The sequence below is a fragment of the Streptomyces sp. NBC_00102 genome (genome assembly GCF_026343115.1).
Taxonomy (GTDB): domain Bacteria; phylum Actinomycetota; class Actinomycetes; order Streptomycetales; family Streptomycetaceae; genus Streptomyces.
In genome coordinates, this window is sequence record NZ_JAPEMC010000001.1 from 6,292,867 (window position 1) to 6,313,845 (window position 20,979).

Below are 20,979 nucleotides of genomic sequence, written 5' to 3' on the forward strand. Positions count from 1 at the left end.
GCCCGGGGGGTCCACAACATGTTCGATTACAGTGCATCCTGATGAACGCGCAACGACCGGACAGCACCACTCCCGCCGCGCCGTTGCTGCGCCTGCACCTGCTCGGCGGCTTCCGGGCCACCCGCGACAGCGGCCCCGCCCTCGCCGACCGGTGGCCGCGCCCCGGTGCCCGCGCCCTGGTGAAGCTGCTCGCCGTCGTCCCCGGACACCGCCTCCACCGCGAGGAGGCCATCGCCGTGTGCTGGCCCGACGCCGATCCGAAGGCCGCCGCCGGCAGCCTCCGCGTCGCCCTGCACGCCGCCCGCCGCGCCCTCGAACCCGAACTCGCCCCGCGCGCCACCTCCTCGTACCTGGTGTCCGACGGGGCCCTCCTCCACCTCGACCCGGCCACCGTGTGGATCGACGCCGACGAGGCCGAGGCTTCGGCCCGCACCGCCCTCGCCGACGGCGGGGTGGACGAGCTGTCCGCCGCGCTCGACCGGTTCACCGGCGAGCTGCTGCCCGAGGACCGGTACGCGCGCTGGGCCGACGACCGGCGCGGCCGGCTCCTCCTGCTGCGCGAGAAGGTGCTGCTCCGCCTCGCCGGGCAACACCTTGATCGCGGCGCGACGGCCGAAGCGGCGGCCGTCGCCGAACAGGTCCTCACGGGCAGCCCCGCCGAGGAGCTGGCCCACCGCATCCTCATCGACGCCTGGCTGCGCCAGGGGCTGCGGCGCCGCGCCGTGCACCAGTACCACGTGTGCCGCGAGGCCCTCGACACCGAACTCGGTGTACGACCCGGGCCGGAGACGGAACGGCTCCACCGGGCCGCGCTCGCCGCGGCTCCCGCCCCTTCCCCCGCCACACCACTGCTCCCGGCACCGCTGCGCGCCGGCAACGCCGCCCCGCCGCTGCGGGGCCGCGACGCCGTGCTCGAACGCCTCCTGGCCGCGGGCGGACCCCCCGTCACCCTGCTCACCGGTGAGGCCGGCGTGGGGAAGACCCGGCTGGTAGGCGAAGTCGCCCGGCGGGCCGCCGCTGCCGGTACGGCCGTTCTGTGGGGCGGCGGCCAGGACGCCGGGGGCCAGACGCCGTACGGGGCGTTCGCGGAGGCGCTCGACGGATGGCTCGTCGAACACAGCGCCGCCGAACGCGCCCGGGTCGGCGCCGAGTACCCCGAACTGGCCGCGTTCCTCCCCTCGCTCGGGCAGGTCGGGACGACCGGTGAACGAAGCCCGGAGGAGGAGCGGGACCGGCTGTTCCGTGCGGGCACGGCACTCCTCGGCGACCTGGCCGCGGCACGTCCGGTGCTGGTGGTCCTCGACGACCTGCACGACGCCGACACCGGCTCGTACCAACTCCTCGGGTATCTCGCCCGACGGGCCGTGCAGCGCGGTACGGAACTGCGCTTCCTGGCGACCTACCGCGAGGAGGAACTCCCCGAAGCCGACGCGCGCCGCTCGGCCGTGGCATCCCTGCTGCGCCAACGCCTCGCCGTGCGCGAGGAATTGGGGCGCCTGGACCGGGAATCCTGCCTGGCCGTGGTGCGGGACGCGGTGGCGGCCGACGCCGGGAGCACGGAGGACTCCTCCCACAGAGTATGGGAACTCTCCCTCGGCAACCCACTGTTCGCGCTCGAACTCGCCCGCGGCCTGCCCCACGGCCAAGCCGGGGACCTGGCCCCCGACGGGGTGAGGGAGTTGGTGACCGACCGGCTCGTACGGCTCGACGCGGACGCGCGACGCATGGTCGAAGCGCTCTCCGCGGCCGGTGGCGACGCGGCACTGACCGAACTGCTCGACGTCGCCGGACACGGTCTGCGCCCGCCGGTGACGGGTGCCGCGGCGGCCGACGCGCTGGAACGGGCCATCGCCGCCTCGCTGATCGAGGAACGGCAGGTGGTGGTGGCCGGCCGGTCCGAGGCCGGGGTCGCCTTCCGCCACCCCCTGGTCCGGCTGACCTGTTACGAACAGCTCACCACGGTCCGCCGCAGGCAGCTGCACGCGGCGTTCGCCCAAACGGTCCAGCGGCGGCGGCCCGATGCCGTCGACACCCTCGCCTCCCACTTCGCACGCGCCGACGACCCGCGCGCGGCCGAGTACCTGCGCCGCGCCGCCGAACGGGCCGCGGCGCTCTACGCCAACGACACCGCCGACCGCTACTACCGCGACCTGGTGGAGCGACTGGACGTCGACGCGGCCCGCGCCCGGCTCGCACACGCCCATGTCCTGCGCAGAATGGGCCACTTCGAGCAGGCCGCCGACGCGATCCGGCTCGCCCTCGCGGAGTTCGTGCGGCGCGGCGACCACGACGACGCGGTCCTCGCGGCGGCACTGCTCGCCGAGACACTCGTCAAGACCAGCGCTCCGGACGCCGCCCGCCGGACACTGCGGGAACACCCGGTGACCCCGGACACCGGTCCGGAACCCGCCGCCGGCCACCACCTCGCCCTGTCCGTCGTCCGCTGCGTCCAGGGCAGGTACACGTCCGGAGCGGACGCGGCCCGGCACGCCCTGGCGGCAGCCCGGAACGTACCCGGCACCACCGGACAGGGGCTGGCGGCCCGCGCCTTCGCCCTGCAGGCCGCCAACCTCGGCCTCGCCGGCCGGCTCGACCAGGCACGCGAGGCGGGGGACCAGGCGCTGGCGCCGGCCGAGGCCTACGGAGACCCGACGCTGCTCGGCTCGGTCCTGTCCACCCTGCGCGAGAACGCGCGACGGGCCGGCCGACTGCGCGAGGCCGTCGAGATCGGCAGCCGCGCGCTCGGCCTCGCAGAGCAGTCCGGCGATCCGACGGCCGCCGCGTTCGAGCGGGCGAACCTCGCCGAACTGCGCCTGCTCCTCGAAGAACCCGAGCCGGCCCGCGCGCTGGCCGCGGCCGCGGTGTCGGGCGCGGAGGCGTACGAGGCCTGGTGCCTTCCGTACGCCCTCGCCACGATGGCCCGGGTCCGCGTGTTCGCGGGCGACACGGACGAGGCGGCGGCCCTCCTGGACCGCGCGGAGGCCGCCGCAACCGCACTGGGGGACCGCCAGGCCGGACACGAGGTACGCACCGCACGCGCCGAACTCGCCCTGCACACGCACCGCCCGGACGAGGTGCTGCATGTCCTGGACGGCCACACCGACGACGCTCCCGTGCTGGTGGCCTGGGCGGAACTCCTGTCCGGCCACCCGGAAGCCGCCCTGCGCCTCGCCCGCGCCGAGGTGGCCCGCGCCGAACGCACCGGCGAGCGGCTCGCCGAGGTGGAGGCGCGGACAGCCCTCGGAGCCTCGCTGTCCCGCCTCGGCCGGACACCGGAGGGCGCCGGGGAACTGACCCGCGCGGAGTCGCTCGCCGCGTCGCTGCCCTACCCGGCGGGGACACGCCGGGCGGCCTGGGCGCGAGGACTGCCGCAGGAGGCGTAGCGCCCGGCGAGGCCGCTGCCGGAGCTTCTTCTCCGCTTCACGCCGAACAGCTTCTCGATCGGCGGGCGAGTCTTATGGGGGCCGCCCGGAACCGACGCCGGCGGACGGTCCCCGGCGCGGGTGGTCACACCCAGTTGTTGCGCATCGCGTACCAGCCCAGCTGGACGCGCGACGTCACGGCGGCCAGGTCCATCAGCGCCCGCACCCGGCGCTGCACCGTACGCGGCGACGTGCCCAGTTGATGGGCCGTCGCGGCGTCCGTGAGCCCGGACAGCATCAACTGCAGGATGCGACGATCGGTGGGGTTCAGATCGCCGTCCTCGCGCAGGTACGGGCGCGAGCGGCGCCACACCGACTCGAACAGCTCGGTGGCGAGCACGACGAGCGGGGGCCGCAGCTCCAGCGACCGTCCGGGCTCCACCTGGACCATGGCCGTCTCGCCGTCCGCGATGAGCAGCTTGATGAGTGGCTGGTCGACGACCCGGACCTGGTGGCCCCGCTCCACCCGCAGATCGAGCGCGCGCAGGGCCGCGGGCTCCGAGAGGAAGTCGCGGTCCACGACGACGCGGTAGGAGGCGTCCGGGTTCCCGTCCCTGCGCATCGGGGGCCCTGTGCCGTCCGAGGGCTGTTCCACCGGCCCGTCGGGCAGCGTCGACGGAACCGGGGCGACCGTGTTCGCCCCGGACTGGAATCCGTACAGCGAAGTACGGGCCGAGTACTCCAGGTCGTAGATGCGGCGGGCCTGTTCCGACCGGCCCTGCCAGACCCGGACGAGGTGCTCGTCGGCCCCGCCGCCGGGCGTCCACTCGTCCAGGAGCCTGGTCAACGTGGCTTCCGCTCCGCGTAGTTGCCCCTGAAGTTCGGTGAAGTACGCGCGCTCGGCAGTGGCGGGCGCCGCTGCGCCCTCGGGTCGCGGTGACGGTGTAACGGGATCGGACGACATGCCCCCAGTCTCACCGCCGCGGAACACGCCGGTGGCAGGGGGCCCGACTCGGTGGTCTCCGGGAGCGTGTGGCGGCTGGAGCGTGTGGTGAAAGCCCCGTCCGGCGGTGTCCGGCACGCACGCTCGCCGCGTTGTCGGGATTACGCCATGGCGTCCACTCGCCAGCCCGGACGCGCCCATGCGGGAGCGGAATTGGCGACGCTGCTGGTCCAACGCCCCATTCCGTCAGGAGTTGTTACGTGAGACGCACCCGAGCATGGCGGCCCACCGCCGTCGGCCTCGCGGCCGTTGCCCTGCTGGCCGTCGGCATGCCCGCGGCACACGCCGATGCCGCGACCGACCCGGTGGCCAATGCCGGCACGGCACCCTCCCGCACCGCGACCGTCACTCTGGTCACCGGTGACGTCGTCGACGCTCGCCTTGCCCCGGACGGGCGAGTCCTGTCGGCCGCACCCCGCCCCGTGGACGGCACCGACCACCCCGCCGCCGTCTGGCAGGACGGCAGCCACACCTACGTCTTCCCGCAAGGTGTCGAGAACCTCGTGGACGCCGGGCTCGTCGACCCGCGCCTCTTCGACATAGGCCGGCTCGTCGCCGACGGCTACGACGACGCCCACTCCGCCACCATGCCGGTGATCGTCGAATACGCCGGAGGCCGCGCGCCGCGCGCCGCCCGGCCCGGCACGCGGACCTCGGCCGTCCTCGAATCCATTGGCGGCGCCGGACTCGCCGTCACCAAGAAGACCGCCGCCGACGCCTGGCAGGCCCTGGCCCCGGCGAAGGGCTCGGCCCGTGTCGCCGGAGGTGTCACCCGCATCTGGCTGGACGCCAAGGTCAGGGGCACCGCGGTCGGCGGGCTCGGCACCCCGACCGTCCCTCTCACCGGAGCGGTTACCGCCCACAGGGCGGGGATCGACGGTTCCGGCGTCAAGGTCGCCGTCCTCGACACCGGAGTCGACGCGGACCACCCGGACCTCGCCGGCCGGATCACCGGGACGAAGGTGTTCGTCAACGGCCAGGACGCCCAGGACCGCACCGGACACGGCACGCACACCGCGTCCACGATCGCGGGCACCGGCGCCGCCTCCGACGGCCGCTACACGGGCATGGCCCCCGGGGCCGGTCTGCTCGTCGGCAAGGTGCTCGGCGACGACGGCTCCGGCACCATCAGCGGCATCGTCAGCGGAATGGAGTGGGCCGTCGCCGAGGGCGCGCAGATCGTCTCCATGTCCCTCGGCGCCGACGGTGCCACCAGCTGCGCGGGCCCCGACGTCGAAGCCGTCCAACGCCTCAGCGGCAAGGCCCTGTTCGTCATCGCGGCGGGCAACGCCTCGCTGCGTGGCACCGTCTCCACGCCCGGCTGCGCGTCGAGCGCCCTCACCGTCGGCGCCGTCGACCGCGAGAACAGGACGGCGTACTTCTCCAGCCGCGGACCCTCCGCGGACGGGATCAGTGCCAAGCCCGACATCGCCTCCCAGGGCGTCGACGTCGTCGCGGCGCGCGCGGGCGGGCGCGGCGCGGACGCGTACCAGGAGATGTCCGGTACGTCGATGGCCACCCCGCACGTCGCCGGAGGCGCCGCTCTCCTCCTCCAGCAGCACCCCGGACTCACCCCGGCCGGGCTCAAGGCGCTGCTCACCTCGTCGGCGAAGAGCTCCGACGCTCCCGTCCTGGACCAGGGCGCCGGGCCCATGGACGTGGCCCGTGGGATGTCCCAGCCGGTGACGGGTGAGCCCGATCCGCTGCTCGGCGACTTCGCGTACCCGCAGGCCGGACTGGACCCGGTCGACAGGACCGTCGCGTTGACCAATGTCACGGACGAGGACGTCACGCTCACCCTCGACGTGCGCGACGTGCGCGGCGACGACGGTTCGCGCGTCCGCGGGTTCGCCGCGCCCGCCCGTACCAGGGTCACCGTCCCGGCGAACGGCACCGCCGAGGTACCGGTCCGCATCGACCCGGCGGCGAAGCTGGACGCCGGTGACTACGGAACGCTCACCGGCCGCCTCGTGGGGACCGGTGCCCATGGTGTGCGCGTCACCGTCCCGTTCGGCGTGCACCTGGAGGTGCCGTCGGCCGACCTCACGGTCGAGGGCCTCGACCGCCACGGTGACCCCGCGCCCTCGCTCTCGACGTTCCAGTTGTTCGACGACCACCGGGACACCGCGCGACGGTACACGCTCGGCTATCCGGCCGCGGGCAGCACCACGATCCGGGTCCCGCTCGGCACGTACTCCCTCAGCGGTCTGATCATGACCAGGGACGAGGCGGGCGACGTCGGCAGCGTGGCATCGGTGTCGCAGCTCTACCGGCCGGAGCTCACCGTCGCCGGGGACACCACCGTCACCCTGGACGCCCGCGACGCGGAGCAGGTCGCCTGGGACACCGACCGTGCGAGCACGCCCGCCGGGTTCGCGATCGGTCTGACCTACGGCCTGGACAGCACCGGCCGGCTTCTCGCCGGCTACGCGACCTCCGTCCCGTCGTACACCAAGGCGATCTACGCCCAGCCGGTCCGCCACGCCGACAAGGTCACCTTCCTCGCGTCCGTCCGGCAGACCGCGCCGCTCGCCCGGTTCACCACGGGAGGCGGACGGGCGCTGGACTCGCTGCCGGTGCAGAAGGCCACCGAGTTCGACGGCCGGGGCGCCGCCGAGGTCGTCGCGATCGGCAAGGGCACGGACGCCAACTTCGCCGCCCAGGACCTGAAGGGCAAGGTCGCCCTCGTCGACGCCGGGACCGGTGGCGGCAACGCCTACCTGTGGGCCGCCGCCGCCGCGCGCGCAGGTGCCGCAGGCGTCCTGGCCGCCGTCCCCGACAGCAAGGGCCGCTTCCAGATCACCGGCCCCGAGGGTGTTCCCCAGGCCACCATCACCTGGGACGACGCGCTCGCACTCAAGGCCGAGGCGGCCCGGTCGGGTTCCGCGGAGGTGAGCTGGTCCGGCACCGCGACCGCGAACAGCCCGTACGTCTACAACCTGGCGTACACCTCGAAGGACGCGATCCGCCCCGGTGTCCAGCGGGTGCGCGACAGCAAGCTCGCCGTCACCGATGCCCGCTACCACGTGCAGCAGGCCGCGGGCGACGCGACGTACTGGTCGGACGTGAAGGTCGGCCTGCCCGGCATGGCCGCGATCTGGGCCGGTGGAACGACGCTGCCGCTGCACGCCCCGCAGCAGCGCACCGAGTACTTCACACCGTCCGGCGGCGAGGGCCTGACCTGGACGACCCTGATGCGCCGCGACCTCGGCCCGTACGGCGGTACCGCCTACGACGGCCCCCGCGAGGCGGTGCGGGGATCGTCCACGGCGTACTGGTACAAGTCGCCGTACGGTCCTGTGCGCAACACCTACAGCGCCGCGCTGATGAACCGTTCCGCCAACCGCCTCACCTTCACCGTCGCCCCGTTCGGCGATGCCGGCGGCCACGACTCGACCGCCGGCGCGTCCGACTTCGGTACGCGTCAGCTCCTGGTCGACGGTGAGCCGCAGGCCCAGGTCTCGGGCATGTACGAGCTCCCCGGGGCGAGCGCCGACGTGACCTACCGCCAGACCTGGCGGCGGTCCGCCTCCGCGGTCGACCGCACCGGCCTCGCGTACGCCACGGAGTGGAACTTCCGCTCCGGCCCGGCCGACCAAGGAGCCCAGCGTCTTCTCGTCCCGGTTCTCGACCTCCCGTCCGACCTGCGCAACACCCGCCCGGCGGGCGAGGCGACCACGATCGGCGTCGGCGCGGTCGTGGACGGTGCGGACGGCCCGGTGACTTTGAAGGACGCCGATGTGCAGTACGCCTACGGCGACGAGGCCACCACGGAAGCGGTCACCGACTGGCGCACCGCAGACGTGAAGCGGTCCCACGGGACGTGGCGGGCGACCGTTCCGGGCGATGCCCCGGCGGGCACCTTCGTCCACCTGCGGCTGACCCTCACCGACGGACAGGGAGCCCGGGTCGTCCAGACGGCGGTCCGCGCGTACGAAGTCCGCTGACGCGCCGCGGGGCCGCCCCTCCCGGGCGCCGTCGGCCGATTCGGCCCGGATCGCCCCGCACCACTTCGGCCGTGTCGTCGCCCACGATGCGCCTGGTGGAGCGGACCGCACCGGACCGCACGGAATGATTCCGCGGTACCTCGCAGGGCCGGACCGTCGCACGACGGTCCGGCCCTGCGTGGTGCCACCGGGCCGGGCGGGCCGGTGGCGTATCTACGACGTGTCGTCAAGTCGCCACCGTGACAGGCCGGTTGAGCGTCTCATGCGCTGCGAGGATACGTCGCGTCCTCGCTCAGCGACTCTTGGGGGTTCTCTCCATGCACGTCAGACGCACAGTGGCGGCGGCCGGTCTGGTGGCGGCCGCGCTCATGCCGGTCACCGCCGCGAACGCGGCGGACCCGTCCCTGCCGGTCGCCGCACCGGGAACGCCCGCGCCCGCGCCTTCCACGCTCACGGTGCCGCTGCCCACCGGCGACACCGTGACGGTCGAACGGTCCGGTGCCGAGATCCGCTCGACCACCGTCACCGCCGCGCCCGGCCGCGGGGACGTCACCTTCACCATCGATTCCTTCGGGTCCGACGATGTCCGCGTCGTGCCCGAGGACGCCGAACCGTTGCTCGCCGCCGGCCGGATCGACCCCCGCCTCTTCGACGTCAAGGCGTTGCTGGAGGCCGGATACGGCACGAAGGGCACCACTGCCGACCGGGCCGTGGGGATGATCGTCCAGCACGCCAAGGGATCCGGCGCCGCGGAGAAGGCCCGTGCGGCGGTGGGCGGCGTCGCCCGCCCCGGGCGCACGATCCCCCGCCTCGGACTGACGGCGCTCGACCCGCACGGCAGGGCCGACGCGGCGACCACCTGGAAGCGCCTCACCGCCGGCACCGGCCGCTCCCTCGCCGGCGGAGCCGGCAAGCTCTGGTTGGACGGCCGGATGCACGTCGCCCTCGACACGAGCGTCCCGCAGATCAACGCCCCGCAGGCGTGGAGCGACGGCTACACCGGCAAGGGCGTCACGGTGGCCGTGCTCGACACCGGATTCGACTCCGACCACCCCGACCTCGCCGGCCGGGTGACGGTCTCGTCGAACTTCGTCGGCGGCGACAGCGCCGAGGACGACAACGGTCACGGCACACACGTCGCCTCCACCATCGCCGGGACGGACGCCACCTACCGGGGCGTCGCTCCCGACGCCTCCCTCGCCGTGGGCAAGGTCTGCGACAGCACCGGCTCCTGCACCACCTCCGCGGTCCTCGCCGGCATCGACTGGGCGGTCAACACCGCGCACGCCGACATCGTCAACATGAGCCTCGGCGGCCCCGCGGACGAGACGGACCCCGCGATCGCGGTCATCAACGACCTGTCGGCGAGCACCGGCACCCTCTTCGTCGTCGCCGCGGGCAACGATGGCGAGTTCGGGACCGGTACGGTCGGCGCCCCCGCCATCGCGAACTCCGCGCTCGCCGTCGGCGCGGTCGACTCCCACGACGAACTCGCCCCGTTCTCCAGTCGAGGACCGCGTCCGAGCGACAACGCGGTGAAGCCCGACATCACGGCGCCCGGTGTCGACATCGTCGCCGCGAAGGCGGGCGGCGGCCACACCTCCAAGAGCGGTACGTCGATGGCGACCCCGCACGTGGCAGGCTCCGCGGCGCTCGTCGCCCAGGCGCACCCCGACTGGAGCGGCGAGCAGATCAAGACGGCGCTCATGAACAGTGCCGAGCCGAACCCGAAGCGCTCGCCCTTCCAGCAGGGCACCGGCCGGGTCGACGCGGGCCGCGCCGCCGGACAGACCGTCCTCGCCTCCCCGGCCAACCTGACGACGACGGCCGACTGGTCCGCCGGAGCGGGCAAGGACACCGAGCACACCGTCACCTTCACCAACTCCGCAGACACCGCCACGACGCTCGCCCTGGCTCTGGAGAGACCGATGTCGCCCACCGCGCAGCCGGGCAACGCCGAACAGTTCTCGGTCGACCGCGACGAGGTCACCGTTCCCGCGCACTCCACCGCGACCGCGAACGTCACCACCCGCGCGACGACGCTGCCTCACGGCCCGTGGTCCGCGGTCCTGGTCGCCTCGCACGACGGCAAGCCCGTCACCCGTACGATCCTCGGCGTCGACAGCCCGGTCCCCACCCACCTGGTGACCCTTCACGCGGAGCAGCGGGACGGCACCGCGGCGACCGGATCCGCGATGATGGTCAACCGCTGGACCGGGGACCGGTACCCGGTGCGCATGACCGCGGGGACCGGGTCGGTGACCGTGCCCGAGGCCCAGTACTGGATCGGCATGTCCATCATCAGCGGTTCCGGTACGGAGCGCAGCACCACCATGGCCGCCGCCTCGGTCACGCCCGTCGCGGACACCGCGGTCGACCTCGACGCCCGTACCGCCGTTCCCGTCGGTGCCGACGTCCACGACCCGAAGGCCCGCGCCACCGCCGTGCAGGCCGCACTCGCCGTGCCGGCCGGGACCGGGACGTACACGCTGAGCGTGGTCACCACCGGTCAACGCGCCGGTCAGTCGTTGTACGCGACGCCGTTCGACGACGCGGACGCGAAGTACCGTACCTTCGCCGTCTTCGCGGCCGAGGGCGCGTCGTCGGCCGCCCCCAGCCCGTTCTTCTACCACGTGGCGCGCACCTGGACCCACGGTGTCCCGGACCGGCCCGCCTTCTCCGTCGCGCGCCGTGACCTGACCGACGTGAGCGTCCACTTCGACGCACAGGGCGTCCCCGCCGCGGGCACCGGTGGAGCCACCCCGGACGACGACGTCCTGCTGCCGCTGTTCATCGACCAGTCGGTCCGTTTCCCCTCGACGGTGCGTGACTTCCGTACGGCGGGGGAGTGGCTCGACCGGGCCACGGTCGCGGGCCGTCAGTCCCTGGCGACCTCCGCGCAGACGTTCGGCCCCCATGCCCTGCGCCGCCTGGACTTCGCCGCCGCGGTGGTCGGACCGGCGCTCCCGGCCGCGCCCGCCTACCGGGTCGGCGACACCGTCGTCTGGGCCGGGACACCGTGGTTCGCCGACGGCGACGGCACCCGAGGAGGCACCGACTGGGGTGCGTCGGGCACCCTCGTCCTGGCCGCGGACGGCCGGAAGGTGAGCGAGTGGAGCGCCGTCGGCAGCGCCAAGAGCATCACGGTTCCGGCCGGGCCCGCCCGTTACACGCTCGGCGCGGACATCACCCGTGACCAGCCCTACGCCGCTCTGTCCACCCGGGTGCGGGCGGAGTGGACCTTCGCGTCGGACACCGACGCCGGCGCCGGAACCCTCCTGCCGCTCATGGCCGTCCGCTTCACCCCGTACGGTCTCGACGCCTCGGGCGGAGCCTCTCGGTTCGCCACGACCCGGGTCGACGTACAGGTCCAACGCGCACCGGGGGCCGTCGAAGCCACGGTCGGGCCCGTTCGGCTGGAGGTCAGCTGGGACGACGGCGCCACCTGGCGCCCTGCCGGACTCACCTCGGGCCACCACGGGGCGCCGGCGCACGCGGATCTGACCGCTCCCCCCGGTGCCTCGTACGCGACCCTGCGCGCCACGGTCGCGGCGAGCGACGGCAGTACGGTCGAGCAGACCGTCACCCGGGCCTTCCAGGTCAACAAGTCCCGCCGGTAGCACGGACACGAGCGGGCCGGCCCCCGGCGGAGGCGCCGGCCCGCCCCCCGGTCGGCGGGGGCCGGCGGGGCTTTGCCAGAGGTGGCGAGGACACGACATGGCGTAGGCGCACGCTGACCCTCACCAACGACGGCTCCTCCGCCCCGTACACCATCGCGGAGAAGTCCGGCGCCTCCTGGCTGAAGGCAGCTCCGGCCTCCGGCACGCTGGGCGCGGGCGCACGACAGCAGGTCGTCCTGACCTTCGACACGTCGGCGGCCAAGCCGGGCACGGTCTACACCGGGACCCTCGTGGTGACGTCGGAGAGCGCCCGCGGACCGACGCTCTCGCTTCCGGCGAAGCTGGTCGTACCGGCGTACCGGCAGGGTGTCGACGTAGGGACCGACACGCCGTCCGTCGACGCCCTCGGCGACACCTGGGCCGGGGAAAAGCCCTACGCGCAGGGCTCCTTCGGGTTCGTGGGCGACGACACCGTCCTCACCTACACCCGTAAGGACATCACCGGAGCCGCAACCTCCCAGGAGCAGCAACTGCTGCGCTCGGGCCGAGAGGGGGTCGCGGGGTATCGCTCTGACCAAGGTGTTCACCGTGAAGGTCACCGACGGCCGACTGGACATCGCGTTCAGGGCGGTCACCGGCACGCCCCTGGTCAACTCGGTCCGGGTGACGCAGCGCCCCGACCTGACGAGCTGACACACCGGCCGCTTTGGCGCCGCCCGCGGACGGGCCCGCAGGCGTACCAGACGTTCAGGCACGCTCACGGCCGCGAGCCCAACTGGCGGAATCTCATGACCCAGTACGCTGTCCACGCTCGCTTCGGCAGCGACGAGGCCGCCCTGTTCCGGCTGGTCCCATGAACCTCGGTCGGCCCGGGTCAGGCTGCCGGGGCGGCGCACACACGCGAGCCGCACAGGGCCACATCTAAGGCAAGATCGTGCTGACGGTGGTCTCGTGATCGCCGGACTCCGGCGGGCTCGACGCCAAGCGGTGACATCTGCGGATCTTCTGCCCCGGGAGTGCCGCTGCGCGGGGAGATCGCCGGGGACGGTCGTCCGCCGGCCCCGACGGCCTGGACCGGGACCTCGCACCGGATCCCCACTCCCTCGCGCAACACCTGCACGCTGCCCGTCGGCGCAGCCCGGTCCGGCACCGGTAGCCGTCCGGGATGACGGCGACGTCGGAGGCTGCCGCCCGGGTAGCGGTGGAGCCGTTCGCTCCCACAGGTGCTCGGAGACAGGATCGACGGACACCGGGAAGGACCTTGGACCACCAGCTGACACGCCGGTCTCCTTCGGAGGCTCATCGGCCCTCTTCTGGCGCCGACCTCCTGTCGGCGAGGCGATCCTGGTCGGCGGCGCTGCCGGCACGAGCCTCTGTGCGGCGCCCCCGTGCCAGGTAGTCCCGGACGATCAACTCGACAGCTTCCTGAGGGCTCTTGGTGCCTGCCAACAGCATGACCTCAATGGCCAATTCGCTGTCCAGGCTGATGGTGACCTTCGCCATGACACCTCCTGAAGAGTTCCTGCGGGGCCCATTCAAGCCGCTGACGGCCTGCGATGGGTAGGTTGCCCCGTCCAGGAAGGGGGGAGTCGGGACCCGGCCGGGGCAAACGACTCGTTCCGTGACGAGCTGTCATCGGAGCCGCTCCGCGACCGGGTGCGGTACTGGACTGCTGGTGCCCTGGTCCGCCGTCGGTTCCGGGGCCGGTTGTGGCCTGGCCGGGGTGGTGCAGCGGGCCCAGATCAGAAGGGTGAGGGGATAGACGGCGTAGCCGATGCGGGTTGCCGGAGACAGCAGAATGGCGATGGTGAGGCCGAGCGCGAGCCGGTGGGCGGCAGCCGCCGTGGTCGTCGGCGGCTGAACGATGAGCGATGCGGCCGTGGCTATGGCGCCGACGCCTATGAGAGCCACGGCGACGGCCTTGCCATGGGGCAGCACGGCGGACAGGAGGGCACCCAGGAGCGGGCTGGCGGCGGTCGAGGCGGTATCGCTCAGTCCGAAGGGGTAGAGCACCGCGTTGTCGAGGAAGGCGCGCGGATCGGCCAGGAGCGGCGGGACGACCGCCGACGCCGCCACGGCGACCGCCACTGCGGCCGTGGTCCTGGCGGCGCGTGATCCCTTGGTCGCGGCCAGGAGGGCGACGATGACGGGTATGGCCGGCCACGCGGTCCACTTCAGAATGGCTGCCGCTCCCAGCGCCAGACCCGCACCCACGGAACGGCCCCGGTGCGCGTAGGCCAGGGCCAGAAGAACAAAGGCCACGACCACGGGATCGACCCCTCCGATGGCCAGCGGCAGCGCCACCACGGGGCAGGCCACGATCCATGCCGCCCCCGTCACCGCCGTGCGTCGGGCCCGGGGCCGTCCCTTGACCAGCACGGCCACGGCAGCGGCCAGCGCGGCGACGAACCCGGCCAGACTCCACAAGCGGGCGCTGGAGGACACCGTCTCGCCGAACAGCGCGTGGGGGAGCCCGAAGAGAGCCATGCCTGGCAGATAGGGGTTGAAGTCACGCACCGCGACAGGGTGCGAGAGGTAAGGGGTGCCGGTCTCCAGGAAGTGGTGGGCGGACCGTTCGACGACGCCGACCTCCATCTGCTGCAGGCCCACGGCAGTCAGCCATACCAGCGGAACCGCCAGCGCGCCGACGACGCCGATCAGGGCCACCGCACGAGACCACTGGACACGGGAACCCAGCGACACCAGCGCGGCACAGGCATAGGCGACAGCAGCGGCAAGTCCCCAACGGTGCTGCGATGTGTTCGATGCGGAAGCAAGCCCCACACCCAGGGCCATCAAGGAACTCGCCGCCAACGCCCACAGGTCCCACCGGCGGACAGCCATGCTGGAGCGACGACCCGGACGTCGACCGGAAACATCTGAAAATCGAGATATGTGCATGTAAAGGGGCCTTGGCTAGAAAGTCGTCCGCACAAGTGAACAGACGCGCAGCAAGAGGTCGGATGCGCCGGCGAACCGGGCGCACGCTGCCGGGTGGCCGGCATGACGCCCCGCGCGACGTGAGGCGCGCTTCAGCGCGTGCTGATCGGCGCCCCGGCGTCTTCCCCCTGTACAGGAAGCGCACGGGGGCCGCGCCCGACACGCCTCATCCAATCCAGTGCAGGTCGGGGGGACCAGGAAGTTCGACCGGTGGATGGAGCGCCCCGCATACTTCTGCCGGTGAGAACTACCGGTAGGCATGCCGTTCCGGCCGGGCCACACGGACCAGGGGGACGACAGCTGTGAGCGACAACAGGTTCGGCGAGCGGCTGCACGCACTGCGCACGGGAGCGGGCATCAGCCAGGAGCAGTTGGCGCAGCGGGCGGGGATCAGTGTGCGGGCGCTGTCGGACATGGAGCGCGGGCGGACGCGAGGGCCGCGGCAGCGCACGGTGGAAGCGTTGGTGGCGGCCTTGGGAGTGGATGGTGTTGTCGGCCACGAGCTGGAGGACGCTGCCCGGTCGGGTCGTCCGCGGAACCTCCGTGGGACGGGGCCCGGGGCGTCGGCCGGGACAGGGCCGGGCACGGGGTTGGCGGCTGCTCACGGGCTGGCGTTGCCGCGTGATCTTTGGGACTTCACCGCCCGCGGCCCCGCCCTGGCGGGGCTACGGGTCCTGGCCGAGCGCCTCGATCCCGCCCGACCGCCCGTCGCCGTGATCTGCGGGCAGCCCGGGCTGGGCAAGACCGCCTTCGCCGTGCACGCCGCCCATGCACTGGCTCCGCGTTTCCCGGACGGGCAGTACGCCGTCGACCTGCGCGGCATGGACCCGAAGCCCACACCGCCGCGCGAGGTGCTCGCGCGGCTCCTCCACGCGCTCGGTGTGGCCGAGACCGCTGTCCCGGCCGCCACCGATGAGCGCAGCGGTCTACTGCGCTCGGTGCTGCGCGAGCGCCGGGTGCTGCTCCTCCTGGACAACGCCGCCGACGAGGACCAGGTCCGCCCCCTACTGCCCGGCCACGGACCCTGTCTGACCCTGGTCACCAGCCGCCGCTCGCTGGCCGGCCTGGAAGCCGTCCACCGCACGGAGCTGGCGCTGCTGCGCCGGGAGGAAGCGGTCGAACTCCTCACCCGCGTCATCGGGTCGGAGCGGGTCGAGCGGGAGACACAGGCCGCCCGCGACCTCGCGGAACTCTGTGGGTACTTGCCCTTGGCCATGCGCATCGCCGCCCAGCGCCTGGCCTCCCGGCCCAGTGAGACCCTGGCCAAACTCGTCACCCAGCTCACCGCACACGGGGGCCGCCTGGACACCCTGCAGGCAGGCTCCCTGCAGATACGGGCCGCCTTCGCCTTGTCCTACCGTCAGCTCGGCCCGGCCGCCCGCACCGTCTTCCGCCGCGCCTCACTCGCCTGCGGCCCCGACTTCAGCCCCACCACCGCGGCCCTCCTGGCAGGCATGACCCCGCGCCAGGCCGCCCGCTGCACCGAACAGCTGACCGACGCCGGACTGCTCCAGCCCCACCCCACCGCCGACCGCTACCGCTTCCACGACCTCCTGCGCCTGTTCGCCGCCGAACAACTGGCCGAGGAGGACGATCCCACGCAGATAACCGCCGCCCAGGACCGGGCCGCCCACTGGATCATGCGCCGGGCCACCACCGCCGCACTGCGCTTCGACGCCGACCACCACCAGGACGCGCCCGAAGGCGACCCCGACCCGGCCACCGCCCCCGCCGACCGCGAGCAGGCCCGGATCTGGCTGGAAGCCGAGCAGCCCCAGTGGCTCGCCGCCCTGGGCCGGGCCCAGGCGGCAGGCCGGCATCAGCAGGTCATCGACGCCGCCGAAGCGATGCACTGGTTCTCCGACGTGACCGCGCACTGGGAGCTGTGGGCAGAGGTGTTCCAGCGGGCCGTCGACTCCGCCCGCGCGCTCGGCAACAGGCGCGACGAGGCCGTCCACCTCAACTACCTCGCCTGGGCCCACAACTTCTGCCTCCACGACTACCCCGCCGCCCTGGCCGCCGCACAAGCCGCCCTGGCCGCGGCGTACGAGGCCGCGGACCAGCTCCAAGCCGGGTGGGCCCTGGGCTACGCGGCAGGAGCACTCCGCCGGCTCGGACGGACCGACGAATCAATCGTCCGGCTACGCGAAGCAGCTACCCACCTCAGGGACCACACGGACGCGCAAGTCCGCCTCGCCGAACTCACCATTCTCAATACCCTGGGCCAGCACCTGCGCCATGCCGACCGTGCCGACGAGGCCCTGGTCATCCACCGGCGCAGCGAAGCCCTCTGCCTCGCCGGAGTGCCGGGAACACCCCACGACCTCGTTGCCTCTTATCTGGCGCAGACCCGCCATAACCTCGGCAGCGATCTCATGGCCCTGGGACAATGGGGCCAGGCCGAGCCCCTTTTGCGTGCCGCCCTGGCCCACTGGGAAGCAGGCCGGATGCCTGCCTGGAGCGAACCCGTCCGCCTCGACCTCGGCATCACCCTGCGCCACCTCAACCGCCACCACGAAGCCCACGCGACGCTGACCACGGCGCACCGCACCCTCGTCGGGCTGAACAATCCCCGCCGGCGCGAAGCCGCCGACGAACTGCGCCACGTCACCGCAGGGTTCACCACCACCCGGCCGACCGGCTGAGACGCCTCGTTCCCCGATGCGACCGCCGCCCGCGTCGTGGAACCGGTGCCCCCTGCGCATGCAGGTTGGCCGAGGTCCGGTGCCCCAACCACCGCGCGGACCAGACGAGGTACAAAGAACGTGAACACCACCAAGCGGCACTACGTGAAGCCTGGGGTGGAGGACCTGCGCGCCGCCGCCACGTGGGACGGGCTCCACGGGCGTCCGGCCGGGCGGCCGGCGGCGGGGCCTCCCGGACGAAGGGCCGCAACCGGTAGAGCCGCCCCGGTTCTGTGAGAGATCGTGAGAGATGAGGGGGTCGGGCGGGTGAGCGAGACATCATCGAACACCCTCCAATACCGCTTCGACGGGCCAGAAGACGCCCCGGTCCTGGTGATCGGACCCTCCCTGGGTACCACATGGCACATGTTGTAAAGGCCGTCCAGCGGTGTCCAGTTGGTGCAAGTCAGACGCGTAGTGCCAGGTCAGGGTCTTGTGGTGCGAGGGCGTCCGCGTGGTCTGTGAGAGCTGCGTGAGAGCTGAGCCGCGAAGAAGCCCCACCGGGCGGGACCTGGTGGGGCTTCCTGGAGAGACGTAGGGCGCGGTGCTGGAGGCGGCGGCGTCGATCGCAAGGAGGACGCGTATTTGCTCCCGCTGCGGCCGGCCGAGGGGCACAACTTCCAGTGATGCTGGCGCCGAAACGTTGAATGGTCGGCTACTCAATTTGCTACTGAGAGTTTCCTTTCTCGGTGATCTCCCACTTGGAGCGGGCGGCGGTCTGTCAAATCCTTGTCGGGAGGATCGTTGTATTCGGGTTCGCCGCTCTCCAGCACGCGTAGCAGGGAAGCGGTGATGACCCGAGTGGAACGGCCAACCCTGATGACGCGGCACGGGAAGCCGCCGCAGCGAACCAACGCGTATCCCTTTGACCGTGAGAAGCCAAGCGCTTTCGAGGCGTCCGCCACGGTTCCCGTTCCGCTCCAGGTGGTACGGATTCGTGCGAGGCTGTACGGGATATTCGTGGAGTCGGTTATCTGGTTGTGCAATTAGTTCCTCAGGAGAGTTATGGATGTTGCGCTACGTTCGAACTAAGTGATCTATTCGCGGGTCGCGGGTGATTACCGGCTATTCGCCAGTCGCGGCATTCGGGTAGCGAGTAGTGAGTGCTGTCGCCTTGGTAGAGTAAGTCGCGCAGGATACCCTCGCGAATAGCCATTCTCCCTATTAGGTGCGTTTCTGCCTGCGGGATGAGCGAGGGGGATTTCAGATTGGCCAGTTTCAGTCTCGCGTGGTTAGCTGGTGACTTCCGCAAGGTCGGTGGGTCGGTCCCGGATTGCTGTTCTTGACAATCATCATGGCGGCTAAGGGTTTGCCGGGAAATAACCTGCGGGTTCTGCGACCTGCGCTCGCAGGTCAGCGCGCTGTTGGCCCACATGTTGTTCTCCGGCAAGCCCTTAGCCCGCGAGGGCTTCGTGCCGAACCTTGCTGAAGTCTTCGCGGTATATCCGGCCTGCTCGGTCCTCGATCGTCGTTAACCGTATCGAGTGCGAGGAGTGCACGGCATTCCTGCGGCAGCGGAACAGCTTCTGTGTGTCTGCTGCAGCGGAGCAAACCCGTAATCCGTCACGCCGCCGCCCGAAGGGTGCGAACCGTATGGCGGTTGAACGCGCGATAAGCTCTTTGGGTCAGGTGCGCGGCGGCACGAGGTCGGACCAACGCGCTGGTCGTTCACGTGTTGCGCGTGGTGCGTACTCGTCGGCAAGTACCCTTCGGCGTGCGGGCAGGACGTGGCGGTGGATGTTCAATGGTGCCCGGGATCGCCGGTTTGGCTAACCTCGCGCTTTCGTGAAGCCTGGTGTCCGACGGGTGGTCAGGCAAACGAAAAGTGCCTCTGACCAGCAAGAATAAGGATTGTTGAGGCCCTTGTTCCTGCCACCGTCGGAGGCACTTCCCAGGTGAAGAAGCGTATCGGTTCGTATCCTCGTGTTCGCGTCGGGGGCGGTGGACGCACGGTGGTCTCGCAAGCGGGAGGCGTCCTGCTGGTGGAGACGGTCCGCAAGTCCGGTCTGGATCAGGCGATATCGACGGCGCTGACACCGTGGCGCAAGCCGCGGACGGTGCATGATCCGGGGAAGATCCTGCTGGACGTCGCCCTCGCGGTCGCGCTCGGTGGAGACTGTCTGGCGGACGCGGGCATGCTGCGGGCCGAACCGGCCGTGTTCGGTGCGGTCGCCTCGGATCCCACCGTCTCCCGCCTCATCGATACCCTCGCCACTGCCGGGCCGACAGCACTGAACGCGATCCGAACCGCACGGGCCCACGCCCGCGAACACGTCTGGAGACTCGCCGGTCCGTCGGCCCCGGACGCCGGCGGGCAGGTGATCGTGGACATCGACGGGGTGCTCGTACTGGCCCACTCCGAGAAACAGGACGCCACCGCGACCTGGAAGAAATCCTTCGGACACCATCCCCTGACGGCGTTCGTCGACCACGGGAAAGGCGGGACCGGGGAACCCGTGGCCGCGCTCCTGCGGCCCGGGAACGCGGGCTCCAACACCGCCGCCGACCACATCACCACCGCCCGGCTCGCCCTCGCCCAGCTCCCGAAGAAGTACCGGCGCGGACGCCGGACACTGATCCGCACCGACTCCGCCGGCGGCACCCACGAGTTCACCGCCTGGCTCGCCCAGCGCGGCAGGTGGCTGTCGTACTCGGTCGGCATGACTATCACCGACCACATCCACCAGGCCGTCCTCACTGTTCCGCCCACCGCCTGGACACCAGCCGTCGAACCCGACGGCGAGATCCGGCACGGAGCATGGGTCGCCGAACTCGGCGGCGACACCCTCAAGGGCTGGCCGCCAGGCATGCGGCTGATCGTCCGCAAAGAACGCCCGCACCCCGGCGCCCAGTTGCGGTTCACCGACGCCGACGGACTGCGGCTGACCGCGTTCGCCACGAACACCGCCAACAGCCCGATAGCCGCACTCGAACTACGACACCGCCAACGGGCACGCGCCGAAGACCGCATCCGCGCCGCCCGCGCCACCGGCCTGCGCAACCTGCCCCTCCACAAGACGGCACAGAACCGGATCTGGCTGGAGATCGTCCAGCTCGCCCTGGACCTGCTCGCCTGGATGCCCATGCTCGCCCTGACCGGCGACGCCCGCAGATGGGAACCACGCCGGCTGCGGCTCCGCCTCTTCTCCGCCGCCGCCCAGATCGTCACCACCGCCCGCCGCCGGCACCTGAGATTCGCACGCCACTGGCCCTGGACCGACGTCATCACGGACGCGATCGAGCGTCTCGACGCGCTGCCGAACCCCGGCTGAGCAGCAGATCCGCCCATCCCCGCGAGAGACGTTCCATCCCGGAGCAGTGGAACCCGGCGTCCACCCGACACGACACTCGGGCCCCCGGCCTGCCCAACTGCGGCCACCAGCAACGAAATGGGCCACCGACTCCGTCGGCGGCCCATCATGA

The 20,979-nt window shown here is 72.1% G+C and carries 8 protein-coding genes and 1 pseudogene; 6 read left to right on the forward strand and 3 right to left on the reverse strand.

From position 1 onward, the window contains the following. Positions 1 to 41: 41 nt before the first annotated feature. Positions 42 to 3,383: an AAA family ATPase gene (locus OHA55_RS27595; RefSeq protein ID WP_266710361.1), complete on the forward strand. Its 3,342-nt coding sequence runs from the start codon at positions 42 to 44 to the stop codon at positions 3,381 to 3,383. A 124-nt stretch (positions 3,384 to 3,507) separates the two neighbouring features. Here OHA55_RS27595 and OHA55_RS27600 read toward each other — a convergent pair whose 3' ends face one another. Then, complete coding sequence (locus OHA55_RS27600; protein WP_266710362.1) at positions 3,508 to 4,209, reverse strand: helix-turn-helix transcriptional regulator; 702 nt, start codon at positions 4,207 to 4,209, stop codon at positions 3,508 to 3,510. A gap of 356 nt (positions 4,210 to 4,565) precedes the next feature. Here OHA55_RS27600 and OHA55_RS27605 point away from each other — a divergent pair, with 356 nt between their 5' ends. Both OHA55_RS27605 and OHA55_RS27610 read left to right on the forward strand, forming a co-directional pair. Beyond that, on the forward strand, positions 4,566 to 8,312 hold the full coding sequence (locus OHA55_RS27605) for a S8 family serine peptidase (protein WP_266710363.1): 3,747 nt from the start codon (positions 4,566 to 4,568) through the stop codon (positions 8,310 to 8,312). A 317-nt stretch (positions 8,313 to 8,629) separates the two neighbouring features. Next, positions 8,630 to 11,932: a S8 family serine peptidase gene (locus OHA55_RS27610; RefSeq protein WP_266710364.1), complete on the forward strand. Its 3,303-nt coding sequence runs from the start codon at positions 8,630 to 8,632 to the stop codon at positions 11,930 to 11,932. A gap of 1,299 nt (positions 11,933 to 13,231) precedes the next feature. Here OHA55_RS27610 and OHA55_RS27615 read toward each other — a convergent pair. Then, positions 13,232 to 13,435 (reverse strand): type II toxin-antitoxin system VapB family antitoxin, encoded by a 204-nt coding sequence (locus OHA55_RS27615; protein WP_266710365.1) that lies wholly within the window; start codon positions 13,433 to 13,435, stop codon positions 13,232 to 13,234. 129 nt (positions 13,436 to 13,564) lie between these two features. Continuing rightward, on the reverse strand, positions 13,565 to 14,599 hold the full coding sequence (locus tag OHA55_RS27620; RefSeq protein ID WP_266710366.1) for a glycosyltransferase 87 family protein: 1,035 nt from the start codon (positions 14,597 to 14,599) through the stop codon (positions 13,565 to 13,567). A 575-nt stretch (positions 14,600 to 15,174) separates the two neighbouring features. Here OHA55_RS27620 and OHA55_RS27625 point away from each other — a divergent pair. The 3 genes and pseudogenes from OHA55_RS27625 (at position 15,175) to OHA55_RS27635 (ending at position 20,828) form a co-directional block, all read left to right on the forward strand. Then, positions 15,175 to 17,517 (forward strand): helix-turn-helix domain-containing protein, encoded by a 2,343-nt coding sequence (locus tag OHA55_RS27625; protein ID WP_266710367.1) that lies wholly within the window; start codon positions 15,175 to 15,177, stop codon positions 17,515 to 17,517. Between the two features lie 306 nt (positions 17,518 to 17,823). Next, positions 17,824 to 17,925 (forward strand): annotated as a pseudogene (locus OHA55_RS27630) (3-oxoadipate enol-lactone hydrolase); the annotation flags it as partial. A 1,526-nt stretch (positions 17,926 to 19,451) separates the two neighbouring features. Next, positions 19,452 to 20,828, forward strand: coding sequence for an IS1380 family transposase (locus OHA55_RS27635; RefSeq protein ID WP_266710368.1), 1,377 nt, complete (start codon positions 19,452 to 19,454; stop codon positions 20,826 to 20,828). Positions 20,829 to 20,979: the final 151 nt, after the last annotated feature.

Coding starts and splice junctions, on each gene's coding strand:
- OHA55_RS27610 (WP_266710364.1), top strand. CDS start 8,630: ATGCACGTCAGACGCACAGTGGCGGCGGCCGGTCTGGTGGCGGCCGCG.
- OHA55_RS27615 (WP_266710365.1), bottom strand. CDS start 13,435: ATGGCGAAGGTCACCATCAGCCTGGACAGCGAATTGGCCATTGAGGTC.
- OHA55_RS27595 (WP_266710361.1), top strand. CDS start 42: ATGAACGCGCAACGACCGGACAGCACCACTCCCGCCGCGCCGTTGCTG.